This is a genomic window from Paenibacillus sp. MMS18-CY102 (assembly GCF_009789195.1).
In the GTDB taxonomy this organism is placed as follows: Bacteria; Bacillota; Bacilli; order Paenibacillales; family Paenibacillaceae; genus Paenibacillus_T.
This window is the reverse complement of record NZ_WSTC01000017.1, coordinates 49,498-68,921: the sequence shown is the minus strand read 5'-3', so window position 1 is coordinate 68,921 and position 19,424 is coordinate 49,498. Positions and strand designations below refer to the sequence as shown.

Sequence of the window (19,424 nt, the reverse complement as noted above, 5' to 3'; positions counted from 1 at the left end):
CTTTGATGACCCAGATGGCAATAGCCTAGAACTGATCGCACGATTGGAGGATGAGCTGCAACAAATCGACGAGGTGCCTTATTTAAGTGAGTGGATGAATAGGAACAAAAGCCGCCAACGGCATATTGATGCCGAAAGCAGCCCGCTAAGTTCACATCGTGACTTGCTTCAATCGCCAACTTGCTGAAGGTGAATTACGTTGGAACGTAAATGCGTATGTCGTGCGGTGCTCAGATTCATTGCGTTTCAATAGAGTGACGGACAATTGGATTTGTGCTGTAAGCGCTTGGGTGTTTTGTTCGGATTCAATGCCCTGGGCAGTAGATGGTTGCGGCTTGCGGCTTTTGTTTTTATTCACACGAATCGATTGGATCGCATTCATCTCTGCCAGCTTCGGGGCTTGTTCGTTTTCTGTCAGGCCGACCATAAGCTCTTGCAGCACATCCTGGTCATGATGGTTCAGCGCTTCGACGAAGCTCTCAGCCAATTGGAGGGGCGGAGCGGCATCAAGCATGGAGCGCAACTGGCCGCCTGCTTTATGGACCATAAGCTGATGCGCGAGATCGGGAATTTCGGATTTATGCGTCGTACTGCCGAGAAAATGAAGGCAAAAATGGCCGGAGAAATCATTGTCGGGAATGCCGTCCCCGCCATGTGGCATGCCGTTCATCGACGCTGCTAGCCAGTGCTGGCCTGAATGGACAAGCACCGCCCGGCGATTCCAGCTCCAATGGCCGTTGTAAATTTGCTTCATAATTCGCGAATCTTCTTTGGCAATTGGCTGTACATCAGCGTGGTCGCTGCCTGCCCGCCGCTGCACGCGGAAGGATAAACCGGTACCCATGTCTGTAATCGTAAAAATGCGTTTTAACGGCACGAGCTGCTTGGCCTCTGTCCAACTGATCATCGCTCCGTAATGGTTCGCCCGCAGTTGGCTCGCGAGCGATAACAGCTTGCTAGCTGTTTCGGCAGTGGGCGATAGCCGTTGTTGCGCAGCTGCATCCCATAGCTGGCCAGAAGGCTCCAGCCGGAGAACGGTTGGCTTGTGGCTCATCATAACTATAACTTCAACGTCGTCCATCTTATTGGTTTGGGCTTCTGGTGCAGGTACCCGTTTGGCTTGGCTTAGTGCACGTCCTAGTGATGGGCTATCGATGCTCATCATGCTTGCTAATTCATCATGCCCGTATCGTACGGTAAGGATGATTTTGGCGTTTTCTTTATTAGAAGAAGCATGGACGGGGGATGCGGCAGCGGTAAAGGCCGTTGCCATCAATAGCAGAACGGATACGATGGCCATCAGCAGAACGAATCGTTGTCGAACAAGCTTCACCTTCATTATCCTCCTCATCTGTGCAAGAATAGCCGGATATATTGTTCGCTTTCGGCTAGCCTAATATGTAACCAAGAAGGATGAGGCTGCTGCCACTTGTTGCATTTAAGCATAATTCGCTCCGAATCAGCGCACATTAGCGAATGAACTTTACGGGAGGTATGCTTGTATGGGGCTGAAATGGATGCTCGCCGCTTTGCTGTTCGCACAGCCTGCATTGCCTGATCAGTTGGCGGACCAACTGCCAGAGCGCCTGACAGTGACGTATCATGGCCAGCATATTGCGGATATTAATCGCGCGCAGTATATGGTGCCGATACCCGGCATTCCTGTCGCAGATGAAGCACGTTTTCGAAAACTGATGGCTGAGCTCGAACGGCGTACGGATCGCCCGGCTGTTAATGCAGGGCTGAATGGATATGGAGGAATTGTTCAGGAGAAAATTGGCTCAAAGCTGGATCGGAACCGGTTCACGGAGCAGTTTTACCGTTTTATTGTTGAAGGCGGCGAGAGCAAGGTTGAGCTGCCGCAAAAGTTTATTTATCCGAAGGTAGACAGCGAACTCATCGCGCTTATTCGGGAGAAACAAATTGGGCATTACACGACCTACTATAATTCACGCAATGCGAATCGGTCGCATAATATCGCTTTAGCAGCCAAGGCGATTAACAATGCGGTTGTTTTTCCAGGCGAGTCGTTCTCGTTTAATAACGTGGTGGGCATGCGCACGGTCGATAAAGGCTATAAAAGCGCGCCTGTCATTGTGCGGGGGGAAGTGTCAGAAGGAATCGGAGGCGGGATATGCCAAATTTCTTCGACCTTGTTCAACGCGGTCGATCGCGCAGGAATCCGGATCATTCAACGGTATTCCCACAGCCGCGACGTTCCGTATGTTCCGCCAGGTCGCGATGCGACAGTGAGCTGGCATGGCCCTGATTTTGTGTTTCATAACCAATACAATCAGCCGATTCTTATACGGTCTTATGCGCATGTAGGGACCGTACATATTGCGATTTACTCCTCTGAGCTTGTCCATTACAAGCCGAAGGAAGTGCCACAAGCTTCGGAACGCCTCCCTGATGAAGTGAGGGCAGAGCGTGGTGTCCATCGCAACACTGAGGATTGAGCGAAGGACCACCATGGGCGCTCACTTGGCTTATGCATTGAGGAAGTTGGCTGGCTGGAATCGTGTACATTAGAAGCATCCGACCGGACAACCGGAGGCTGGCCTTATGGGGCGAGCCTCTTTTTTGTAGGCATAATACGCAGAGGAAAGGATGAGCAATGATGGATCTAGGGCTACAGGGCAAAGTGGCTCTTATTACAGGAGGCAGCCAAGGCATTGGCTTCGCTTCAGCAATAGCTTTGGCGAAAGAAGGGGCGCAAGTTGCGATCGTGGCACGCAGTGAGGATCGGCTTCGAGCTGCTGCAGCGGAAATTGTAGAGCATGTAGGGGTTGCGCCGATTATCATTGCGGCGGATGTCTCTTCGCCAGATGATTGCACGCGCGCAGTGGAGGAGACGTTCGCGCATTATGGGCGGATCGATATATTGGTGAACAATGCAGGCACATCAGCGGCAGGCAGTTTCGAAACGGTAACGGCGGATGCGTGGGCGCAGGATCTTGACCTGAAGCTGTTCGGCGCTATTCATTGCTCGCGGGCAGCGGTTGCTTATATGCGCAAGGCTGGCACCGGCAGCATCGTGAATGTAACGGCTGTCGGCGGGAAAACACCGTCTGCTGGGTCGCTGCCGACGAGCGTTAGCCGTGCTGCAGGGCTTGCTTTGACGAAGGCGATGAGCAAGGATCTTGCGCCTGCTGGCATCCGCGTAAATGCGGTATGCATCGGGCTGATTCGCAGCGAGCAAATCGAGCGGATGTGGCAAAAAACAGCGCCGGAGCAGACTTGGGAGCAATTCGCGCTGGATGGGCGGTTCAACATTCCGCTCGGGCGAATTGGCGATGCGCGGGAAGCGGCGAATGTGATTGCATTCTTATCGTCTTCGGCCGCATCCTATGTTACGGGGACCGCGGTAAATATCGACGGAGGCACTTCGGCTGTTTTATAAATGAACTTACTGTTGACAGTCTATAATGTAACTGATACAGTTACATTATAGACGTGAGACATTGAGACACTAAAGAGCAACACGGAGAACGAACTTCAAATGGAGGAGGTGGAACGGGGTGATTAGCAGCCGGTTTTCAGTAGCGATCCATATTTTATCGTTAATTGAAATGAGCGATGGTTCCATAACGTCGGCTTATATCGCGGGCAGCGTCAATACGAATGCAGTCGTCATTCGGCGAATTATGAGTTTATTAAGCAAAGCTGGCTTGATCGAGTCGCGTCCAGGCGTTACTGGGATGAAGCTTATGCGGCCGCTCGAAGCAATTACGTTTCTAGATGTTTACCGTGCAGTCGAAGTGCCAGAGAATGATGTGCTGTTCGCCATTCACCAAAATTCGAATCCGCAATGCGATGTTGGACGCAATATTCAAGCGGCGTTAGAGCAACCGCTGCTGGCCGCCCAACGGCAAATGGAGCAGTCACTCGCAAACACTACCGTTGCGCAGGTCGTGCATCAAATCCAATTGCAGCCATAATTTTTTTGCAACAATTAGTAACAATTTAGGTTACTAAATAAAAATGATAGAGATGAATACACTAAAATTAACCAAAATGGAGGATGAAAAATATGAAAATCGCAGTTATCGGGGCAAGCGGCAAAGCTGGACAATGGATTGCAAAAGAAGCAGCAGAACGTGGCCATGAAGTAACAGCAATCGTCCGTAACGCAGCCAAATTCCAAGGAACAGCAGCTAACGTTGTCGAGAAAGAAATCTTTGATTTGAAAGGCGCTGACTTATCGTCTTATGACGCGGTCGTTAATGCGTTCGGCGCGCCGTTTGGCCAAGAGCACCTACATGTAGAAGCGGGCCGTGCGCTAATTGCTGGACTGAAAGATGCACCGAACACCCGCCTTCTCGTCGTGGGAGGCGCGGGCAGCCTGTTCGTTGACGATTCGCATACGACGCGCGTCTTCGAGACACCGGAGTTCCCGGATTTCGTCCTCGCTACTGCGAAGAACCAAGGCCAGAACCTGCAAGAGCTCCAGCAATCCGAGGGCATTAAGTGGACGTTCCTCAGCCCATCAGCGTTCTTTGATCCAGAAGGCAAACGCACTGGCGCATACACGGCTGGGCAGGATCAATTGCTTGTAAACGCACAAGGACAAAGCTATATTAGCTATGCGGATTACGCCATTGCGGTAGTTGACGAGCTCGAGCACCCGCAGCATATTAACCGCCGGTTCACGGTTGTAGGTGAAGCTGAATAAGGTGCGTTGTTTACACGGCACGAACTTTTGGCCGGTTAGCGCGCCAGAGTGCGAATAGGGCAGAAAAAAGTATCTCCACAATCTGAAACGGCACCCTAGCAGGGGTGCCGTTTCAGATTGTCGTTTGAATGCTGCCGTTATGCATGACACTCATTTTCGAGAATGCTATAAAGCAAAGAATCCCGCCAGCCATCCCTGATTAACATGCTTTCCCGAATTCGCCCTTCTAAAATCATTCCTGATTTCTCCAGAACTCTTGCGGACCCTGTATTTCTTGGGTCGCAGGTGGCATAGATCCGATGAAGGTTTAGCGTTGTAAATCCGAAGCTAATCAGGTGTTTAGCAACGGAGGTTGCGACTCCTTTTCCCCAATGGCCAGGATGGACGATATATGCGATTTCTCCATTTTTGTTGTAAAAATCGCGGATGTTAAACTCTCCAATGCCGATCAACTTTCCAACGTCCTTCGTTACAATGGCGAACACATATCTTGTTCTTGGCGATTGCGCTGCATCGTTTATGGCTTGATCAACAAAATTTTTCGTATCTTCTTCTGTATTCGGCCCCCAAGGCTGGTACTGGCAAACGATCTCTTGGGAAGCATATTTATGAACATCAATCCAATCATCGTGAGTTAATTCTCTTAAGATTAGACCATCGGTAAATGACGTATATGTCATAGGTTCGCGTTCAATCCTTTCTGCTGCGTCGGATAAGAGTAGTATATAGCAACCACCTTTTAATAGAATAGTAATTTATTTGCTGTGTAGTGGCAATGATCGAGTAAGTGGGATGCCGGTTTTGCAGGAGGGTGGCTGCTTGTGTCGAACATCTAGTTGAGCAAGAATTGTAAGCTGGGAGGCTGTGGGATGACCTATACGATAGCACGAACAACACCGATTCTTCGCATATTTGATGAAACCAAAGCGAAGGAATTTTACATAGGCTTTCTTGGCTTTCAGCTGGATTGGGAGCATCGCTACGAGCCGGATTTGCCTCTCTATATGCAGGTGTCGAGCGGAGAGTGCCAACTGCATCTTTCCGAGCATTTTGGAGATGGAACGCCGGGAACCGCTATTCGGGTTGGTGTTCTGAACATCGAGGAATTGCATCATAAGTTAATCGGCCAAATGTACAAGCATGCAAGGCCGGGGTTTGACCCTAAAGAGCGAGCGATTACGTTAAATGATCCATTTGGGAATATCATTCGGTTTTATGAGTTGGAGTGAAGGAGCCGTGCTGAAAGGCATTATTTTTGATATGGACAATACATTGCTCCGATCACATATCGATTTCCCTGCAATGAAGCAGGAGGTGCATGGTTGGCTGGCAAGCCGTTCGTTGGTGCCGGAGGCAATCGATCTGAGCCGCTATACGACATCGATACTAATCGAGGAAGCGAAGCAAGCTGGCTTGTCCCAAGCGGGATATGAGGAAGTCATGCGGTTAACGGTGGAGCATGAGGTGCGGGGCATGGCTGATGCAGGCCTTGAGCCAGGAGCGGAAGAGCTGTTGCGTGCACTGGATGAGCGGTACATCCTCGCGATCGTGACGAATAATGCGGAACAAGCTGCGGCGCGGGCGCTCACGGATACCGGAATTATCGATCGATTCAGGTATATCGTTGGCCGGGAGAGTATGCAGGCGATGAAGCCTTCGTCAAGCGGATATGAGACGGTGGTGCAGCGCAGTGGGATTCCAGCATCGAATTGGCTCTCCGTTGGGGATTCTTGGATCGATGGGAAAGGTTCAGTCGATGCAGGAATATCTTTTGTCAGCTACGGCACGAGCCTTGAGGCGATGCGCTCGCGCGGCGTCGAGCCAATTGGAAGGATTGAACAGCTGTTGGAGTTAAATGAGTGGCTGAGGCTGTAAAAGCAATGAAAAAGGCTGTGCCTACGAGAATGTAGGCGCAGCCTTTTGACTGTTCCGTTGAAGCGCCAACTTTAAGTCGGTGTTGCACCTGAATGGTGCGCGATCATCCCAACAATATCGGAATGTTATAACGTATGCTTGGGCCTGTTATATAATGATGAGCGTATGCTTGTTGGCCGAAACACATAGTACCCGCCAATGCCCGGACATGTTGGTTTTCTAGCGGACTCCAGAGCCGTTATATGCCTCAAAAAGCGCCGATTGAAACTGTAACGGACTCCACAGCCGTTATTTAGCACAATTGCGGGTGCGAGGGGGTGATTTTGCTCAAATAGCGGCATCTGAGTCCGTTACAGCAGAAAAGTGGCTGATTTCGGGCGAATAAGGGCTCCTGAGTCCGTTAGAATGAGCACGCGCTCATCAGCGCCGGATAGCGAACTAGAACGAGCGGTCGCTCATCATCGCCGGATAGCCAACTAGAATGAGCGACAGCTTCAGCACGGAACGCAATCTGCCCTAGAGCCAGGACCGGCGTGCCGCTGAGTGAATAGGGCACCGGAAATGCAGGGCTACTGTTTGGATATGAATTCCTATACAAATATTGAGAAGAAAGGCAGGAGCATAAATGAATGCAAAAAGAGTTGCGGCCGAGAAAGCAGTAGAGTACATCGGCAACGGAATGATTGTCGGCTTAGGAACGGGTTCGACTGCTTATTTTGCCATCCATCGCATTGCGAAGCTTGTGCAGGAAGGCCTTAGCATTCAAGCGGTCGCCAGCTCGAAGCAATCGGAGGCGCTAGCGCGCGAGCTGCACATCCCGATCATTCCGTTCTCCGAGATCGATGTTATTGATATTAGCATCGACGGGGCAGATGAGGTGGATACCCACGGCAATCTGATTAAAGGCGGTGGAGGCGCCCTGCTCCGGGAGAAGATATTAGCGGCTAACAGCAAAAAATTTATCGTAATCGTTGATGAATCGAAGGCTGTTGCCCAGTTAGGCAAGTTTCCGTTGCCGGTGGAAATTGTACCTTTCGCGTTCGAGCTTACGATGAAAAAGCTGGAGCAGCTGGGCAGCAACGGGATACTGCGCCTACAGGAAGGCCGTACCCCTTATGTCACAGACAACGGCAATTATATAGTTGACTGCCATTTTGAACAGATTGGGAATGCCGCTAAACTAGGCCAGCAGCTTCATGCGATACCAGGTGTCGTCGAGCATGGCTTGTTTATTCAAATGTCGGATACGATTATCGTCGGTTCCGATGAAGGTGTAGATGTACGCGATCGGAATAGTGAGGGCGAAGGGGCTCAAAGCTTGGATTTGCCTGCTGGATTAGCGAAACCTGCACTGCGCGCTCTTGCAGGCGCGGGCATTGCGAATTTAGGGCAGCTTGCGCAAATTAGTGAACTGGAGCTGAACCAATTGCACGGCATTGGACCAAATGCGGTGCGATTGCTTCGCCAAGCAATGAAGCATAACGGGCTCACTTTTCGCTGATAATGAATGGGGAGACATATGATAACAACAGCTTTCTATGCTTCGTTAGCCTAACATTTATTGAAATATAGTATTGCTGTTAGGATTGTCGTATAATGATAGAAAGCGCTTCCTATACGGCTGGGCTTATGTGCGCGTAAGGGGGAACGGTATATGCAAAAAACCGTCTGGATGATGGTGCTCGTGCTCGCCGTTTCTTGGGCGCTGACGGGCTGCTCGGGTGCGGAAGTGGAGAATGGCAACGCAACGGGCGGCAAATTGGCTGCTGGCGAGAATCGAACCGAGACGCTAACCGTGCTAACAAATCGGGTTGATCTTATCGAAAATGGCACGATGCGCCATTATGCGGAACGATTCGAACGCGAGCATCCTGGCGCTAAAGTTGAGTTTCAAGGGCTGAGCAATTACACCTCTGATATTATGGTTCGCCTTTCTACCCGCAATATGGGAGATGTGCTGCTGCTCCCTGCCAATTTGATGGCACAGGATTTGCCGCAATATTTTGAACCGTTGCCAGATGGAATGTTTGATTCGATTCGTTTCAAAGACTATAAGTCTTACGAAGGCGCTAGGTACGGCATGGCGACGGGCGCGGCGACGATTGGGGTTGTTTATAATAAGAGGGCGTTCGAGAAGGCAGGCATCCGTGAGCTGCCAACAACACTGACCGCTTTCTACGCTGCGTGCGAGAAGCTGAAGAAGGCGGGAATTACGCCTGTTTATATTAACTATGGCGCACAATGGCCGATGAAGCTATGGGGAGAAGAACTGGTCGGATTTATGACGGGTGACAACACCTACTTGAATGCAATGGCTGATTCTGACGATCCATGGCAGGTCGATAATGCGTGGGGGCAATCGATGAACATCGTAAAGACGTTAATCGATAAAGGATATACGGAGTCAGGGCTCATCGCTAACCAATGGGAAATTTCAAAGAAAAAAATCGCATCGGGCGACGCAGCGATCTACTTCAATGGCAATTGGGTTATCCAACAGGTTTTAAACGCAGGGGCACGCTCAGAAGATATAGGATTTTTTCCATTTCCGTATGATGACGCGGCGGCAGGGCGGTTCGCTCCGCTCGTGCCGGACTGGTTCATCGGCGTAAGCAAGTTTAGCAGCAAGAAAGAGCTAGCGAAGGAATGGGTCCAGTTTTTCGTCAAACAGTCAGGCTATGTGGGGGATGAGGGATATTTGTCGGTCAACGAAAATGAGAAGATGTCCACGCTGCCGCAAATGAGCCAGTTTCTTTCATTCTCACCTACATTCGTAGAGAGCAAGCCGCCTAGCGACCGTTTCCTTCAGATCGCGGAGAAGGCGAATATCTCCCTCTGGTCGGGTGAGTATATTCAAGAGTGGATCGCTTCGACCGATTTACAGCAAACTTTCGAGCAGTACAATGCAAGATGGCGGGAAGCGCGGCTGCTTGTGAAATAATATACGCCAGTCTTTAAACGGACCTCAGTGACGTTATAGCCTTCCAAAATCGCCAATTGCAAAAGTAACGGACTCCACAGCCGTTATTTGGCACAATTGCACCTTTGAGTGGGCGATTTTGCTCAAATAGCGGCATCTGAGTCCGTTAGAATATACAAAGTGAAGAAGGGTGTCCCCAGGTTTCCGCTTGTGGGACACCCTTTTGTGCTTCAATCAGGCAAGTAATTAACGGCTGAGCCGCTCCAGCATTTCGAAGCAAGCACGGCCATTGTGGTAAGGGCATTTCCAAGCGCCAACCTTCGGGTGGCCTTCCGTTGGAACGCCTTCGCGGGTCACGCTCCAGTACCACTCGCCGTTAGCCCGATCGATGAGGAACGATTCGATAAACTGCCATGACGAACGCGCTGCGCTTAAGTATCGCTCGTCTCCGCTCATTTGGTAGGCATTATAGAACCCGACGACGGCTTCTGCTTGCGGCCACCAATCTTTGTCCGTATCGATGAGACCGGAGCCGTCCGCTTCGTTCGGAATGCCACCGTCAGGATCAACGCCTTCCCGAAGCGTAGCTTCCGCCATAGATAGCGCGACTGCTTTCACAGATTTCGTGAGCGCCTCGTCTCCAAGCACTTCAGCCGCCTCGACTAACAGCCAGCTGCCCTCGATGTCGTGCCCGTACGAAATATGATCGGACTTATTGTTCCAGCATTCATCAAAAAATAGCTTAAAGTGGCCGGTGCCAGTATCGATGATATGATCCAGTGTGACTTGAATGAGTGCTGCAAGCGATTCGCGAAGCTCATCAGATGGCCAAACCCGGTACAGGTTCGTGTAGCCTTCGAGCACATGAAGATGCGTGTTCATCGACTTCTTCTCATTCAAGTCTTTATTGCTAAGGCTAAGTTCGCCGGTTGCTGTCCAATCCGCTGCTAGCGCTTCAAAATAGCCGCCGTGCATGCTGTCGCGCCCGTGGCGTTCGATGAGCTTGAATAAGGCGATGGCCGCATCCAACGCTTCGCGATTGCCCGTCGCGCGATAATGCTCCGACCAAGCATAGATGGCGAAAGCTTGGCCGTAAACCTGCTTTTTATCGGAGGCCGGCTCACCCTCCGCATTGAGCATCCAGAACAGCCCGCCGTGGCGCGAATCGATAAAACGCTCTTTTAAATAAGCAAAGGCGCGGTCCGCGATGGTTGCATATTCCGGTTTGCGGTACAGCCGATAGGCGGATGCGAACGTCCAAAGTATGCGCGTGTTCAATACGAGGCTTTTCTCTGCATCGGCTACTCTCGCCATATTCTGTGCAATCTCTCCGATGAAGCCGCCATTGTCGTCAGGCGCATGCTTCATCCAGAACGCGAGAATATTAGTTTCTAGCTCTTGCTGTATCGCTTGGGCCCATTCTTGTTTCCACGGGGTCGTATTCGTCATGTGTTTGATTTCTCCCGTTCTGCTGTTTTCAGTGTGTAGTAGCTACGGACAACCGCTTCCGCTTCTTTGCCAAACATGCAATAGTCATCATTGCCCGAAGCGGCATGTTCGGCATACAGAAGTGCGGGCCAATCCCATAACATGAACCCGCCAACCCAGTCTCGCGCGTTGCAACGATCGAACATCGTTTCAAAGTAGCGGCGTTGGACCGACTCGTCTGGATCTCCCGGCAGGCCCCAATCATTCGGCAAATGGTCAGACCCTTCGCGGCTGGGGCATCCTGCCTCCATAAAGAAGAACGGCTTGCCATGTTTCTTCACAACCGCCTCAATTCGATCCAGTTGCTGGTCCCAATCGTTAATCGGATAGTAGCCGCTGGAGGAGATCACGTCGACGGCATCCCACCATTGCACATGGCTTTCTTGATATTTGTCGCAATTGTAAGTAACGATTCCGCTATATACCGCTCTAATCTTCTTAATCAATGCGCGCCATTCGGATTCCCTGCGGTCTGTCTGTACCATCTCGCAGCCGATGCACAGCATCTCGCAACCCATTTCTTCAGCAATTGCGGCGTAGTGCAGCATGAATGCCGTATAGGATGCGAACCACTCGGACCACTTCGGCTCACAAGGAACATCGTTGTCAAAAAAGTTAATATGGGCGCGCCATGTGCCATCTGTGCAATTAACGACAGGTTTAAGGCATACTTTTAGGCCGTGCCGCTTGGCTTCCGTTATCATGCTGCGTACTTCCGCGTCGGTTACGGTTGGTGCTTCTTGATAAGCGATATTCGTTGCTTGCGGATGCGCTTGCATGGCAGCAAATGTGATAGCCGTCCAATTCACGTTCAGGCGTTCCACCATGCGTGCCATCGATTGGCGTGCTTCATCGTTCCCCCAAGTGCCTCTAACGCCAGTCCAGCCCCATGTCATCCCACCGATAAAATGATCCAGCTTGCTCATAAACATTAAACATCTCTCCATTACTCATAATGAAATGCTAAGGTGAATGCAAACTTAATTGAAGTTAGCATAACAAAATATTGTTTTGTTATCATAAGTAAACATCATGGCACATCGTTTGGCAATAGGATCGGCATAAAAAAATAATGTAAGCGAATAAATGAGGTGAGGCAGCAGGAGGATTACATATATAAATGATTTATTGGCAATTTACAGCGCTTACACAAAAACTTGTTGGTGAAATATTAGATTTGAACCAAAAGGTAAATTGAAGACTAGAAAACAAAATACAGACCATTTTTTCTGTTTCGATTAGGTTATATACTCGAAATGCAAGCGGTAACAAAACGAAAAGAGGGGGATAAATAAGTGAAGAAATCATTATCGTTATTTCTAGTTAGTGTTATTATGCTAACAATGTTAGTGGCGTGTGGCGGAAAAGATAATGCAAACAATGAAGTTAAGCCTGCTGACGATGGCAAAGCGCCGGTGACAGAAGCAACGAACAACACGGGCGGGGAAGAGATCAAAGGCAAAGTCACCTTCCTGACGCAGCGCACGGACATGGTCGGAAAAGAGTTTAAGGAATACAAAAAACGTTTCGAAGAAAAGTACCCAGGCGTAGAGATTCAATTCGAAGCCGTGCTCGATTACGAGAAAACGTCGAAAGTACGGATCGCTTCCGGCAAATATCCAGACGTTATTCTGATCGGCCCTGGCATCGCAAACTCGGAATTCCCGAAATATTTTGCGCCACTTGATGATATTCCGTTTTCCGGCGACATTCGCTTCAAGGACCTGAAAGCGTTTGAAGGCAAAATGTATGGCGTTTCGTCGGGCAACAGCACGGTAGGCATCGTGTATAACAAAAAAGCGTTTGCTAAAGCAGGCATCACGGCAATTCCTAAAACGCTTGACGAGTTTTATGCAGCAGCGCAAAAGCTGAAGGACGCGGGCATCATTCCGCTGGCTTCGAACTTCAAAGATAAATGGCCGCTGGATGCATGGGTATACGACGTGCCGACGATGATTGGCGGCGCTTCGGACCACCAAAACAAACGTGCCGAAACCGACACGCCTTACACGATGGATGGCGTATACGGCCAATCATGGTCCATTCTTCGTACGCTGCACGAGAAAGACTTGCTGGAGAAGGACATCAATTCGTCGAACTGGGAAAAATCGAAAAAAGATGTTGCGCAAGGCAAGTTCGGCATGTACCTGCTTGGCAACTGGGTCATTAACCAAGTTATCGAGAATGGCGCAGCGTCCGAAGATATCGGCTTCTTCCCATTCCCTGTCGACAACTCGGGCTCACTTAAGGCTCCATTGAATCCGGACTGGTTCTATGCAGTTAACAAAGACGGCAATGTTCCAGCGGCTAAAGCATTCGTGAAATGGATGGTTGAGGAATCCGGTTATGAGGACTTTGCAGGCTTTATTCCGACTCTGGCGGCCAAAGAATCGAAGCTGCCACAACTCGCTGAGTTCAACAGCTATAACCCGCAATTTATCGAGCTTGGCGCATCGAACGACTTGGCGACTTCGATCCAAAACGCGGCGCAAATTGATCAAGGCAAATTCCTGCAAGAGTTCGTGCTGGCGAAAGACCCGCAAACGGTTCTGGACAAGCTGAACAAGCAATGGGCGAAAGCAAAAAGCTCGGTAAGCAAGTAACGCAAGCTGTATCCCACGCTTTGAAACGGGCGCTCTGCTGGAGCGTCCGTTCCCAAGGCGCGGTACTGTCGAGGAGAGATATCTAGAGATTTAGGAGAGGATGGGATCCCATGCTCAGCAGGCTTCCTTTTGAAACGCAAAAAAGAATTATTATTATCTCGTTTATCGCACTGCCCCTTCTCCTGCTGCTGACGTTCTCCTATTATCCAGCGCTTGAGCTTATTCGGCTTAGCTTTACGAACTGGGATGGCATGAGCCAGGAGAAAGATTGGATCGGGTTCTCCAATTATCGTGAAGTGTTTACTAATCCCGAAATTTTTGGCGTTTTTAAACATAATGTCGCTTACTTCGTTGTAGGGGTTGTCCAAAATATCGCAGCGATCTATTTTGCAATCGTATTGAACGGCAAGCTCAAAGGGCGTTATTTTTTCCGTCTGCTGTTATTTCTTCCGTATATATTGAATGGCGTTGCAGTCGCTTATTTGTTCGGTTATGTATTCGATACGACCGACGGATCGCTTAACTTTTTGTTAGGAAAGCTTGGGCTTGGTTCGGAAACGAGCTGGCTCGGTTCGGAATCGTTTGTAAACTACACGTTGGCTTCTATCGGCTTCTGGCGGTTTATGGGCTTTAATATGGTTATCTATCTAGCGGCGCTTCAGTCAATTCCGGCTGACCTGTACGAAGCAGCGTCGATCGACGGCGCGAACAATTGGCAAAAATTCCGTTTCATTACCGTGCCTAACATTTATAAAATCATTGAGCTGAACCTGTTCCTGACCGTTACGGGCGCATTGGAAGTATTTGATCTTCCATTCGTATTAACGAACGGTGGGCCGGCAGGGGCGAGCGAAACCTTTGTTATGAAAATTATCGAGACCGCCTTCCAGTTTAACAACTACGGGCTAGCATCGGCCATGAGTGTGGTCTTGTTGATAGCAGTTGTCGCCGTGTTGTCCATTCAGCGGTATTTCTTGAATAGAGGGAGAGGCTAGCGATGGCGAAAGCAAATCCGATTTGGATCGGCATCAAATATATCTCGTTAATCATCGCAGCGTTCGTGGTATTGTTCCCGCCGTATATCATCGTGGCGAATGCGTTTAAGACCCCGGATGAGTATTTGGCGAAGCCAACGATGTCAATGCCGGACAGCTTTTTGCATCTTCACAACTTTGCGGATGCATTCGTGCAAGCGGATATGGGCCGTGCGTTCGGGAATACACTTGTTATAGTTGGCGTAACGCTAATCCTGAACGTATTGATTGGGGCTTCCTTCTGTTATGCCGTAACCCGCTTTAAATTTAAGCTGCAAGGCCCATTAGTAGGGCTGTTCCTGTTCGCGACGATCATCCCCCAAATCACGACGCAGGTCATTAACTACAAAACGATTCAAGGTCTCGGGCTGACGAATCATCTCATGGGCCCAACCTTGCTGTACGTTGGTGCGGATATTTTGCAGATTTACATCTATATGCAGTTTATTCGCAACATTCCCTATGACTTAGATGAAGCAGCGATGATGGAAGGCGCTTCGTTGTTCAAAATCTTTTATGCGGTCATATTGCCACTGCTTGGCCCGGCGACAGCGACGATCGTTATTTTGAAGACGATCTCCATTTATAATGACATGTTCACGCCATTCCTGTACTTGACCAAGCCGGAGCTTGTCGTCGTATCGACATCGCTTATGCGCTTCTTCGGCTCGAACAGCGGGAATTGGCAAATGGTCTCCGCGGCAATTCTGATCATTATGATTCCAACCGCAATAATGTATCTGTTCCTGCAACGGTACATTTTCGCGGGTGTCACGAATGGGGCTGTAAAGTAACGTTTAATGAAAGCTTTTGCCAGGTTTCGACCTGGCGAAAGCTTTTTTTGATTTAATTAGCGTGTTAGTGTGAATTGTTAGGTGAAAACGAGCGCCAGATAATAACGAATGAGTGCATAGGGTATGTAAATGTCGTATAATGTAGAAGTTATTTGCCACAACAATTGGCCGGAAGGAATGGCGTGATGGAAGCGAGACAGTGGTCAAAAATGATAAGGTCCACGTTTAGTGACATGCCGATGGAGCGCAAGCTGTTGATTGTGTTTTTAGGCGTCATTTCATTGCCCCTGACCTTTATCGGCTATATATCTTATTCGAATTACACGAATTCAATTGAGCGAACGACGGTATCGTATTCGACGAATTTGCAGGAAGCGATGATGGAGCGGGTCGATGATTATATCGAAGATATGATGCGCATCTCATCGATTCCCGCCTATCAAGCTGAGATTAAACAAAACCTGATTCGGTCCAACAACTATTACGAACAGCGAATGACAGCTCAATCTACGCCAGGGATGGAGCCTGTCCCTGACGATTTTAATCAATTGTTATCGATTCAACGGGGCATCCAATCCTCGGTCAAATTTATTAATAACATCAAGCGGGGAGCGAACGTTGTCTATATTTTTGATAAGTATGGCAACGGATATTTCTCGACTGAGGCAGGCGCTGTCCGGTTGGATTTGGAGAAGAGCTATCAGCAATGGCGGGCAAAATCGGAGCAATCTGGCGGAGAAGCGTTATTATTCGGTACGGAAACCTATACGAGCAATCTTAATAGTGCCAGAAGCGCCTTTACGGTCGTCCGCAAAATCGTAGATGAAGCCTCGTTGCAGCCTATCGGGCTTATCGCAGTTGATGCAGACATTCGGGTAATTGAGGATCAAATGATTGATTTGGACAAGCTGACGCATGGCAAATCGTTTATTATCGATGTTCATGGCGGGGTAATCTACGATAGCGATAAGCGCCAATTAGCGAAGCAGATCGATAGCCCTGTCGTGCGACAAGCAGGCGGCACCAACGGCAGTTTTTATCATACGGTTGATGGGCAAAAGCAGCTCGTCATCTATACAACATCGCCCAATACCAATTGGAAGCTGTTTATTCTTATCCCCGAGCGGGAATTGAACAAGGATTCGATTCGAATTCGGAATGCGACTTGGGCGGCTACTTTTGTAACGATCGGAATTGCGTTACTCATCTCCATTCTGTTGTCTTTTGCCTTAACGAAGCCGCTGCGCAAAATGATGCGGCTGATGCGATCCGTTCAAGAAGGGAATTTCAAGGTGCAGTTTCCAGTGAAACGCCGGGACGAAATCGGGCAGTTAGGCCATCAATTTAACCGAATGATTGTCCGAATCGATCAATTAATTCAGGACATCTATGAGATGGAGACGAAGAAGAACGAGGCGGAGATGCATGCGCTGCAAAATCAGATCAACCCTCATTTCATGTACAACACGCTCGAAACGATCCGAATGGTAGCTGAGCTTAATGACGATGATGCGGCGGCGGATATGTTATCGGTATTTGGCAAGCTGCTTCGTTACAGCATCGGCGATGTGCGGGAGAAGACGACCGTTGCGGCGGAATTGGAGCATGTTCGAAACTATGTCGAGATGCTCAACTATCGGTATCCGAATCGGTTTGACCTGCGGATGCATGCAGATCCAGCGCATGAAGGCGTTCTTACGCTTAAGCTGCTGCTTCAGCCAATTGTGGAAAATGCGATATACCACGGCCTGGACGACCGTAAGGCGCAGATGCGAATCTCCATCCTTATCGAGAGTACCGAACGCTACTTATTGGTGCGTGTCGTGGATAACGGGCTGGGCATGGCAGCAGAAACGCGCGAACGGCTCAACCGTTCCTTCTCAGGTCTTAATGGCAGTGGCAGCGGGGAGAAGCGTGGCGGGATTGGTTTGAAAAATGTAAATGAACGGATCAAGCTTCACTACGGCCACAGCTACGGCATGGAAGCGCTAGAAGGAGAAGAAGGCGGTACGGAAATCATCCTCCGCTTGCCGCTTCCTCATTCTGATAACGGCACGCTGTCCAATAATGGGGGGAAGACGAGTGACTAAAAAAGTAACGATGCAGCAAATTGCGGACCATCTCGGCGTATCGAAATATGTGATTTCCAAAGCGCTCTCCGGCAAAAAAGGCGTTAGCGGCGCAACGAGAGACCGCGTGATCCAGACGGCTTCCCAACTCGGCTATTTCTCGCAAACTAGCGGATATGTGAAGCCGATCAAGAGCGGCCGTCCTGAGGAAGCGCCAGATGAATCGGAAGTGAAGCAATCGATGTTTGTGCTCATGCCGAATATACGTTTCCAAACGAAGGACTCCGAGTATTGGGGCAAAATACTGGATGGCATCACAAAACGATTGGAAGATAAAGGGATTGGCATGTTCATCGTGATGGAGCAAAATGTTGAAAGCTTTCTCCACCTGTTGAATCCAGAAGGCATTATGGGGTTAATCGGCGTGGGTGAGATCGCTACGCCTATGCTGCTCGAAATTCATCGATTGGGCGTTCCGATGGTTTTGGTCGACCATGAAGACCCGCTTATTCCTTCTGATACTGTCTTTGCTAACAATTATGATTGTATGTATCGTCTGGCCAAACATCTGATCGGTGTCGGGCACCGCAACATTAGCTTTATTGGCAATAGCCGTTATTCGAGAAGCTTCTTCGACCGTTGGAACGGGTTTAGAAACGCGATGGAAGAGTTCGGCCTGTGGATAAAGGATGAGCATCTGACGGCCTTGGACAATATGGAGCATTACGATGAGCCAATTAAAGCTTGGGCAATGCGCAAGAAGAAGCTGGGAACGCTGCCGACGGCTGTTGTCTGTGCGAATGACTCACTGGCAATGGACGCTGCAAGAGCATTTCGGGAATTAGATATCGACGTGCCCGGCGAGATTTCAATTACAGGTTTTGATAATATTGATACGCGCCATCATTCCCCGTCTTTAACGACAGTGAACGTGCCCAAAGAAACGCTAGGTGCGCGCGCAGTCGATAAGGTGCTTGAACGAATCAATTATCCGAAGGAGCCGTTCGAGAAAATATTAATCAGTGGAGAAATGGTTTATCGCGATTCCATTGGTTCAGCCAATCGGCAGCCCCGCGTAGACTCGTAACGACTTGCTCCGAAGAAGGAGTGCGATGCCATGAAAGTGATGATCGTAGATGATGAAGAAATGATCCGGCTTGGGCTGGAGAAGATATTGTGCAAGCTGCATCCAAACCTAACCGTTGCCGGTTCATTTAGTAACGGCGCAGTTGCATGGGATAACTTTAATAGGCTGCATAGCGAAGGATTGGATCTTGTTATTACGGATATCAAAATGCCCTTTATGGACGGCATTAAGCTCATAGAGAAGATTAGGGAAGTTGCGCTCGATGTTCAAATTATCGTGTTGAGCGGTTTTGAAGAGTTCGAGTATGCAAGAGCTGCAGTGCGCTTCGGCGTGAAGGACTATTTGTTAAAGCCGGTCGATAAAGCGCAACTGCAAGGGCTGCTTACAGAAATTGATCGCTTGCGAAATAAAACATTGACGCCTAAGCAGGATGATGCCGCTGCGCCAATGGAAGACCGTGAGCATCATGCAGTGGAGCAGGTTAAGCAAGAGCTGGAGAAATCGTATGATCAGCCATTCGAGCTGGAGAAGCTCGCAATATCGGTAGGGATGAATGGCAGCTATCTGAGCAGGCTGTTTCGTTCCAAGACGAATATGACGATGACGGATTATATTATCCAGCTTCGCATCGAGAAAGCGAAAGAGCTGCTGATCGGCAATCCTGCGCTGCGGAATTACGAAATTTCGCAGATGGTCGGTTATCATGATCCTGTCTACTTCAATAAGCTATTTAAGAAAACGGTAGGCGTTACCCCGAAGGATTACAAGGAAGGAAAGCGTTAAGTTACGGATGCTGCTGGATGCTAGGCGGTTAACTAGGCCATTTTGCTTAAGTGCGCGTGGCGTGAGTTTGATCGTGGTGATCTATTGCCGATGGGC

The 19,424-nt window shown here is 49.4% G+C and carries 18 protein-coding genes; 14 read left to right on the top strand and 4 right to left on the bottom strand.

All coding sequences use genetic code 11. The features are described 5' to 3' along the window. Nucleotides 1-151 precede the first annotated feature (151 nt). On the bottom strand, nucleotides 152-1,333 hold the full coding sequence (locus tag GON22_RS14385; protein WP_160396794.1) for a hypothetical protein: 1,182 nt from the start codon (nucleotides 1,331-1,333) through the stop codon (nucleotides 152-154). 169 nt (nucleotides 1,334-1,502) lie between these two features. Between GON22_RS14385 and GON22_RS14380 the strand changes: the two genes are divergently transcribed. The 4 genes from GON22_RS14380 to GON22_RS14365 all read left to right on the top strand — a co-directional run bounded on the left by GON22_RS14380 (nucleotide 1,503) and on the right by GON22_RS14365 (nucleotide 4,675). Further along, nucleotides 1,503-2,459, top strand: a complete 957-nt coding sequence (locus GON22_RS14380) for a VanW family protein (protein ID WP_160396793.1) — start codon at nucleotides 1,503-1,505, stop codon at nucleotides 2,457-2,459. 161 nt (nucleotides 2,460-2,620) lie between these two features. After that, complete coding sequence (locus GON22_RS14375; RefSeq protein WP_160396792.1) at nucleotides 2,621-3,403, top strand: SDR family NAD(P)-dependent oxidoreductase; 783 nt, start codon at nucleotides 2,621-2,623, stop codon at nucleotides 3,401-3,403. 118 nt (nucleotides 3,404-3,521) lie between these two features. After that, on the top strand, nucleotides 3,522-3,941 hold the full coding sequence (locus GON22_RS14370; protein ID WP_160396791.1) for an Rrf2 family transcriptional regulator: 420 nt from the start codon (nucleotides 3,522-3,524) through the stop codon (nucleotides 3,939-3,941). Nucleotides 3,942-4,033: 92 nt separating this feature from the next. After that, nucleotides 4,034-4,675, top strand: coding sequence for an NAD(P)-dependent oxidoreductase (locus tag GON22_RS14365; protein ID WP_160396790.1), 642 nt, complete (start codon nucleotides 4,034-4,036; stop codon nucleotides 4,673-4,675). 137 nt (nucleotides 4,676-4,812) lie between these two features. Here GON22_RS14365 and GON22_RS14360 read toward each other — a convergent pair whose 3' ends face one another. Beyond that, nucleotides 4,813-5,355 (bottom strand): GNAT family N-acetyltransferase, encoded by a 543-nt coding sequence (locus GON22_RS14360; RefSeq protein ID WP_160396789.1) that lies wholly within the window; start codon nucleotides 5,353-5,355, stop codon nucleotides 4,813-4,815. Nucleotides 5,356-5,544: 189 nt separating this feature from the next. On the opposite strand from GON22_RS14360, the gene GON22_RS14355 reads away from it, so the two are divergent. The 4 genes from GON22_RS14355 (at nucleotide 5,545) to GON22_RS14340 (ending at nucleotide 9,491) form a co-directional block, all read left to right on the top strand. Next, nucleotides 5,545-5,904: a glyoxalase superfamily protein gene (locus tag GON22_RS14355; protein WP_160396788.1), complete on the top strand. Its 360-nt coding sequence runs from the start codon at nucleotides 5,545-5,547 to the stop codon at nucleotides 5,902-5,904. A 7-nt stretch (nucleotides 5,905-5,911) separates the two neighbouring features. Continuing rightward, nucleotides 5,912-6,550 carry an HAD family hydrolase gene (locus GON22_RS14350; RefSeq protein WP_336604313.1) on the top strand — a complete coding sequence of 213 codons (639 nt, stop codon included), beginning with the start codon at nucleotides 5,912-5,914 and terminating at the stop codon, nucleotides 6,548-6,550. 625 nt (nucleotides 6,551-7,175) lie between these two features. Next, nucleotides 7,176-8,051, top strand: coding sequence for a ribose-5-phosphate isomerase RpiA (gene rpiA / locus GON22_RS14345; protein ID WP_160396786.1), 876 nt, complete (start codon nucleotides 7,176-7,178; stop codon nucleotides 8,049-8,051). A 153-nt stretch (nucleotides 8,052-8,204) separates the two neighbouring features. Next, complete coding sequence (locus GON22_RS14340; RefSeq protein WP_160396785.1) at nucleotides 8,205-9,491, top strand: ABC transporter substrate-binding protein; 1,287 nt, start codon at nucleotides 8,205-8,207, stop codon at nucleotides 9,489-9,491. A gap of 225 nt (nucleotides 9,492-9,716) precedes the next feature. Here the strand turns inward: GON22_RS14340 and GON22_RS14335 are convergent, their stop codons facing one another. Beyond that, nucleotides 9,717-10,919 carry an AGE family epimerase/isomerase gene (locus GON22_RS14335; protein ID WP_160396784.1) on the bottom strand — a complete coding sequence of 401 codons (1,203 nt, stop codon included), beginning with the start codon at nucleotides 10,917-10,919 and terminating at the stop codon, nucleotides 9,717-9,719. Then, nucleotides 10,916-11,884 (bottom strand): glycoside hydrolase family 113, encoded by a 969-nt coding sequence (locus tag GON22_RS14330; protein ID WP_202113245.1) that lies wholly within the window; start codon nucleotides 11,882-11,884, stop codon nucleotides 10,916-10,918. Before GON22_RS14330 ends, GON22_RS14335 begins: the two co-directional genes overlap by 4 nt. Nucleotides 11,885-12,253: 369 nt before the next feature. Here GON22_RS14330 and GON22_RS14325 point away from each other — a divergent pair, with 369 nt between their 5' ends. The 6 genes from GON22_RS14325 to GON22_RS14300 all read left to right on the top strand — a co-directional run bounded on the left by GON22_RS14325 (nucleotide 12,254) and on the right by GON22_RS14300 (nucleotide 19,328). Continuing rightward, complete coding sequence (locus GON22_RS14325; protein WP_160396782.1) at nucleotides 12,254-13,561, top strand: extracellular solute-binding protein; 1,308 nt, start codon at nucleotides 12,254-12,256, stop codon at nucleotides 13,559-13,561. 110 nt (nucleotides 13,562-13,671) lie between these two features. Further along, the gene (locus tag GON22_RS14320) at nucleotides 13,672-14,556 is read left to right on the top strand and encodes a carbohydrate ABC transporter permease (RefSeq protein WP_160396781.1); all 885 of its coding nucleotides are present in this window, start codon (nucleotides 13,672-13,674) and stop codon (nucleotides 14,554-14,556) included. A 2-nt stretch (nucleotides 14,557-14,558) separates the two neighbouring features. After that, the gene (locus GON22_RS14315) at nucleotides 14,559-15,389 is read left to right on the top strand and encodes a carbohydrate ABC transporter permease (RefSeq protein WP_160396780.1); all 831 of its coding nucleotides are present in this window, start codon (nucleotides 14,559-14,561) and stop codon (nucleotides 15,387-15,389) included. Between the two features lie 185 nt (nucleotides 15,390-15,574). Continuing rightward, nucleotides 15,575-17,479, top strand: coding sequence for a cache domain-containing sensor histidine kinase (locus tag GON22_RS14310; protein ID WP_160396779.1), 1,905 nt, complete (start codon nucleotides 15,575-15,577; stop codon nucleotides 17,477-17,479). Further along, nucleotides 17,472-18,545: a substrate-binding domain-containing protein gene (locus GON22_RS14305; protein WP_160396778.1), complete on the top strand. Its 1,074-nt coding sequence runs from the start codon at nucleotides 17,472-17,474 to the stop codon at nucleotides 18,543-18,545. The genes GON22_RS14310 and GON22_RS14305 overlap by 8 nt, the downstream gene beginning before the upstream one ends. A 30-nt stretch (nucleotides 18,546-18,575) precedes the next feature. Continuing rightward, the gene (locus GON22_RS14300) at nucleotides 18,576-19,328 is read left to right on the top strand and encodes a response regulator transcription factor (RefSeq protein ID WP_160396777.1); all 753 of its coding nucleotides are present in this window, start codon (nucleotides 18,576-18,578) and stop codon (nucleotides 19,326-19,328) included. Nucleotides 19,329-19,424: the final 96 nt, after the last annotated feature.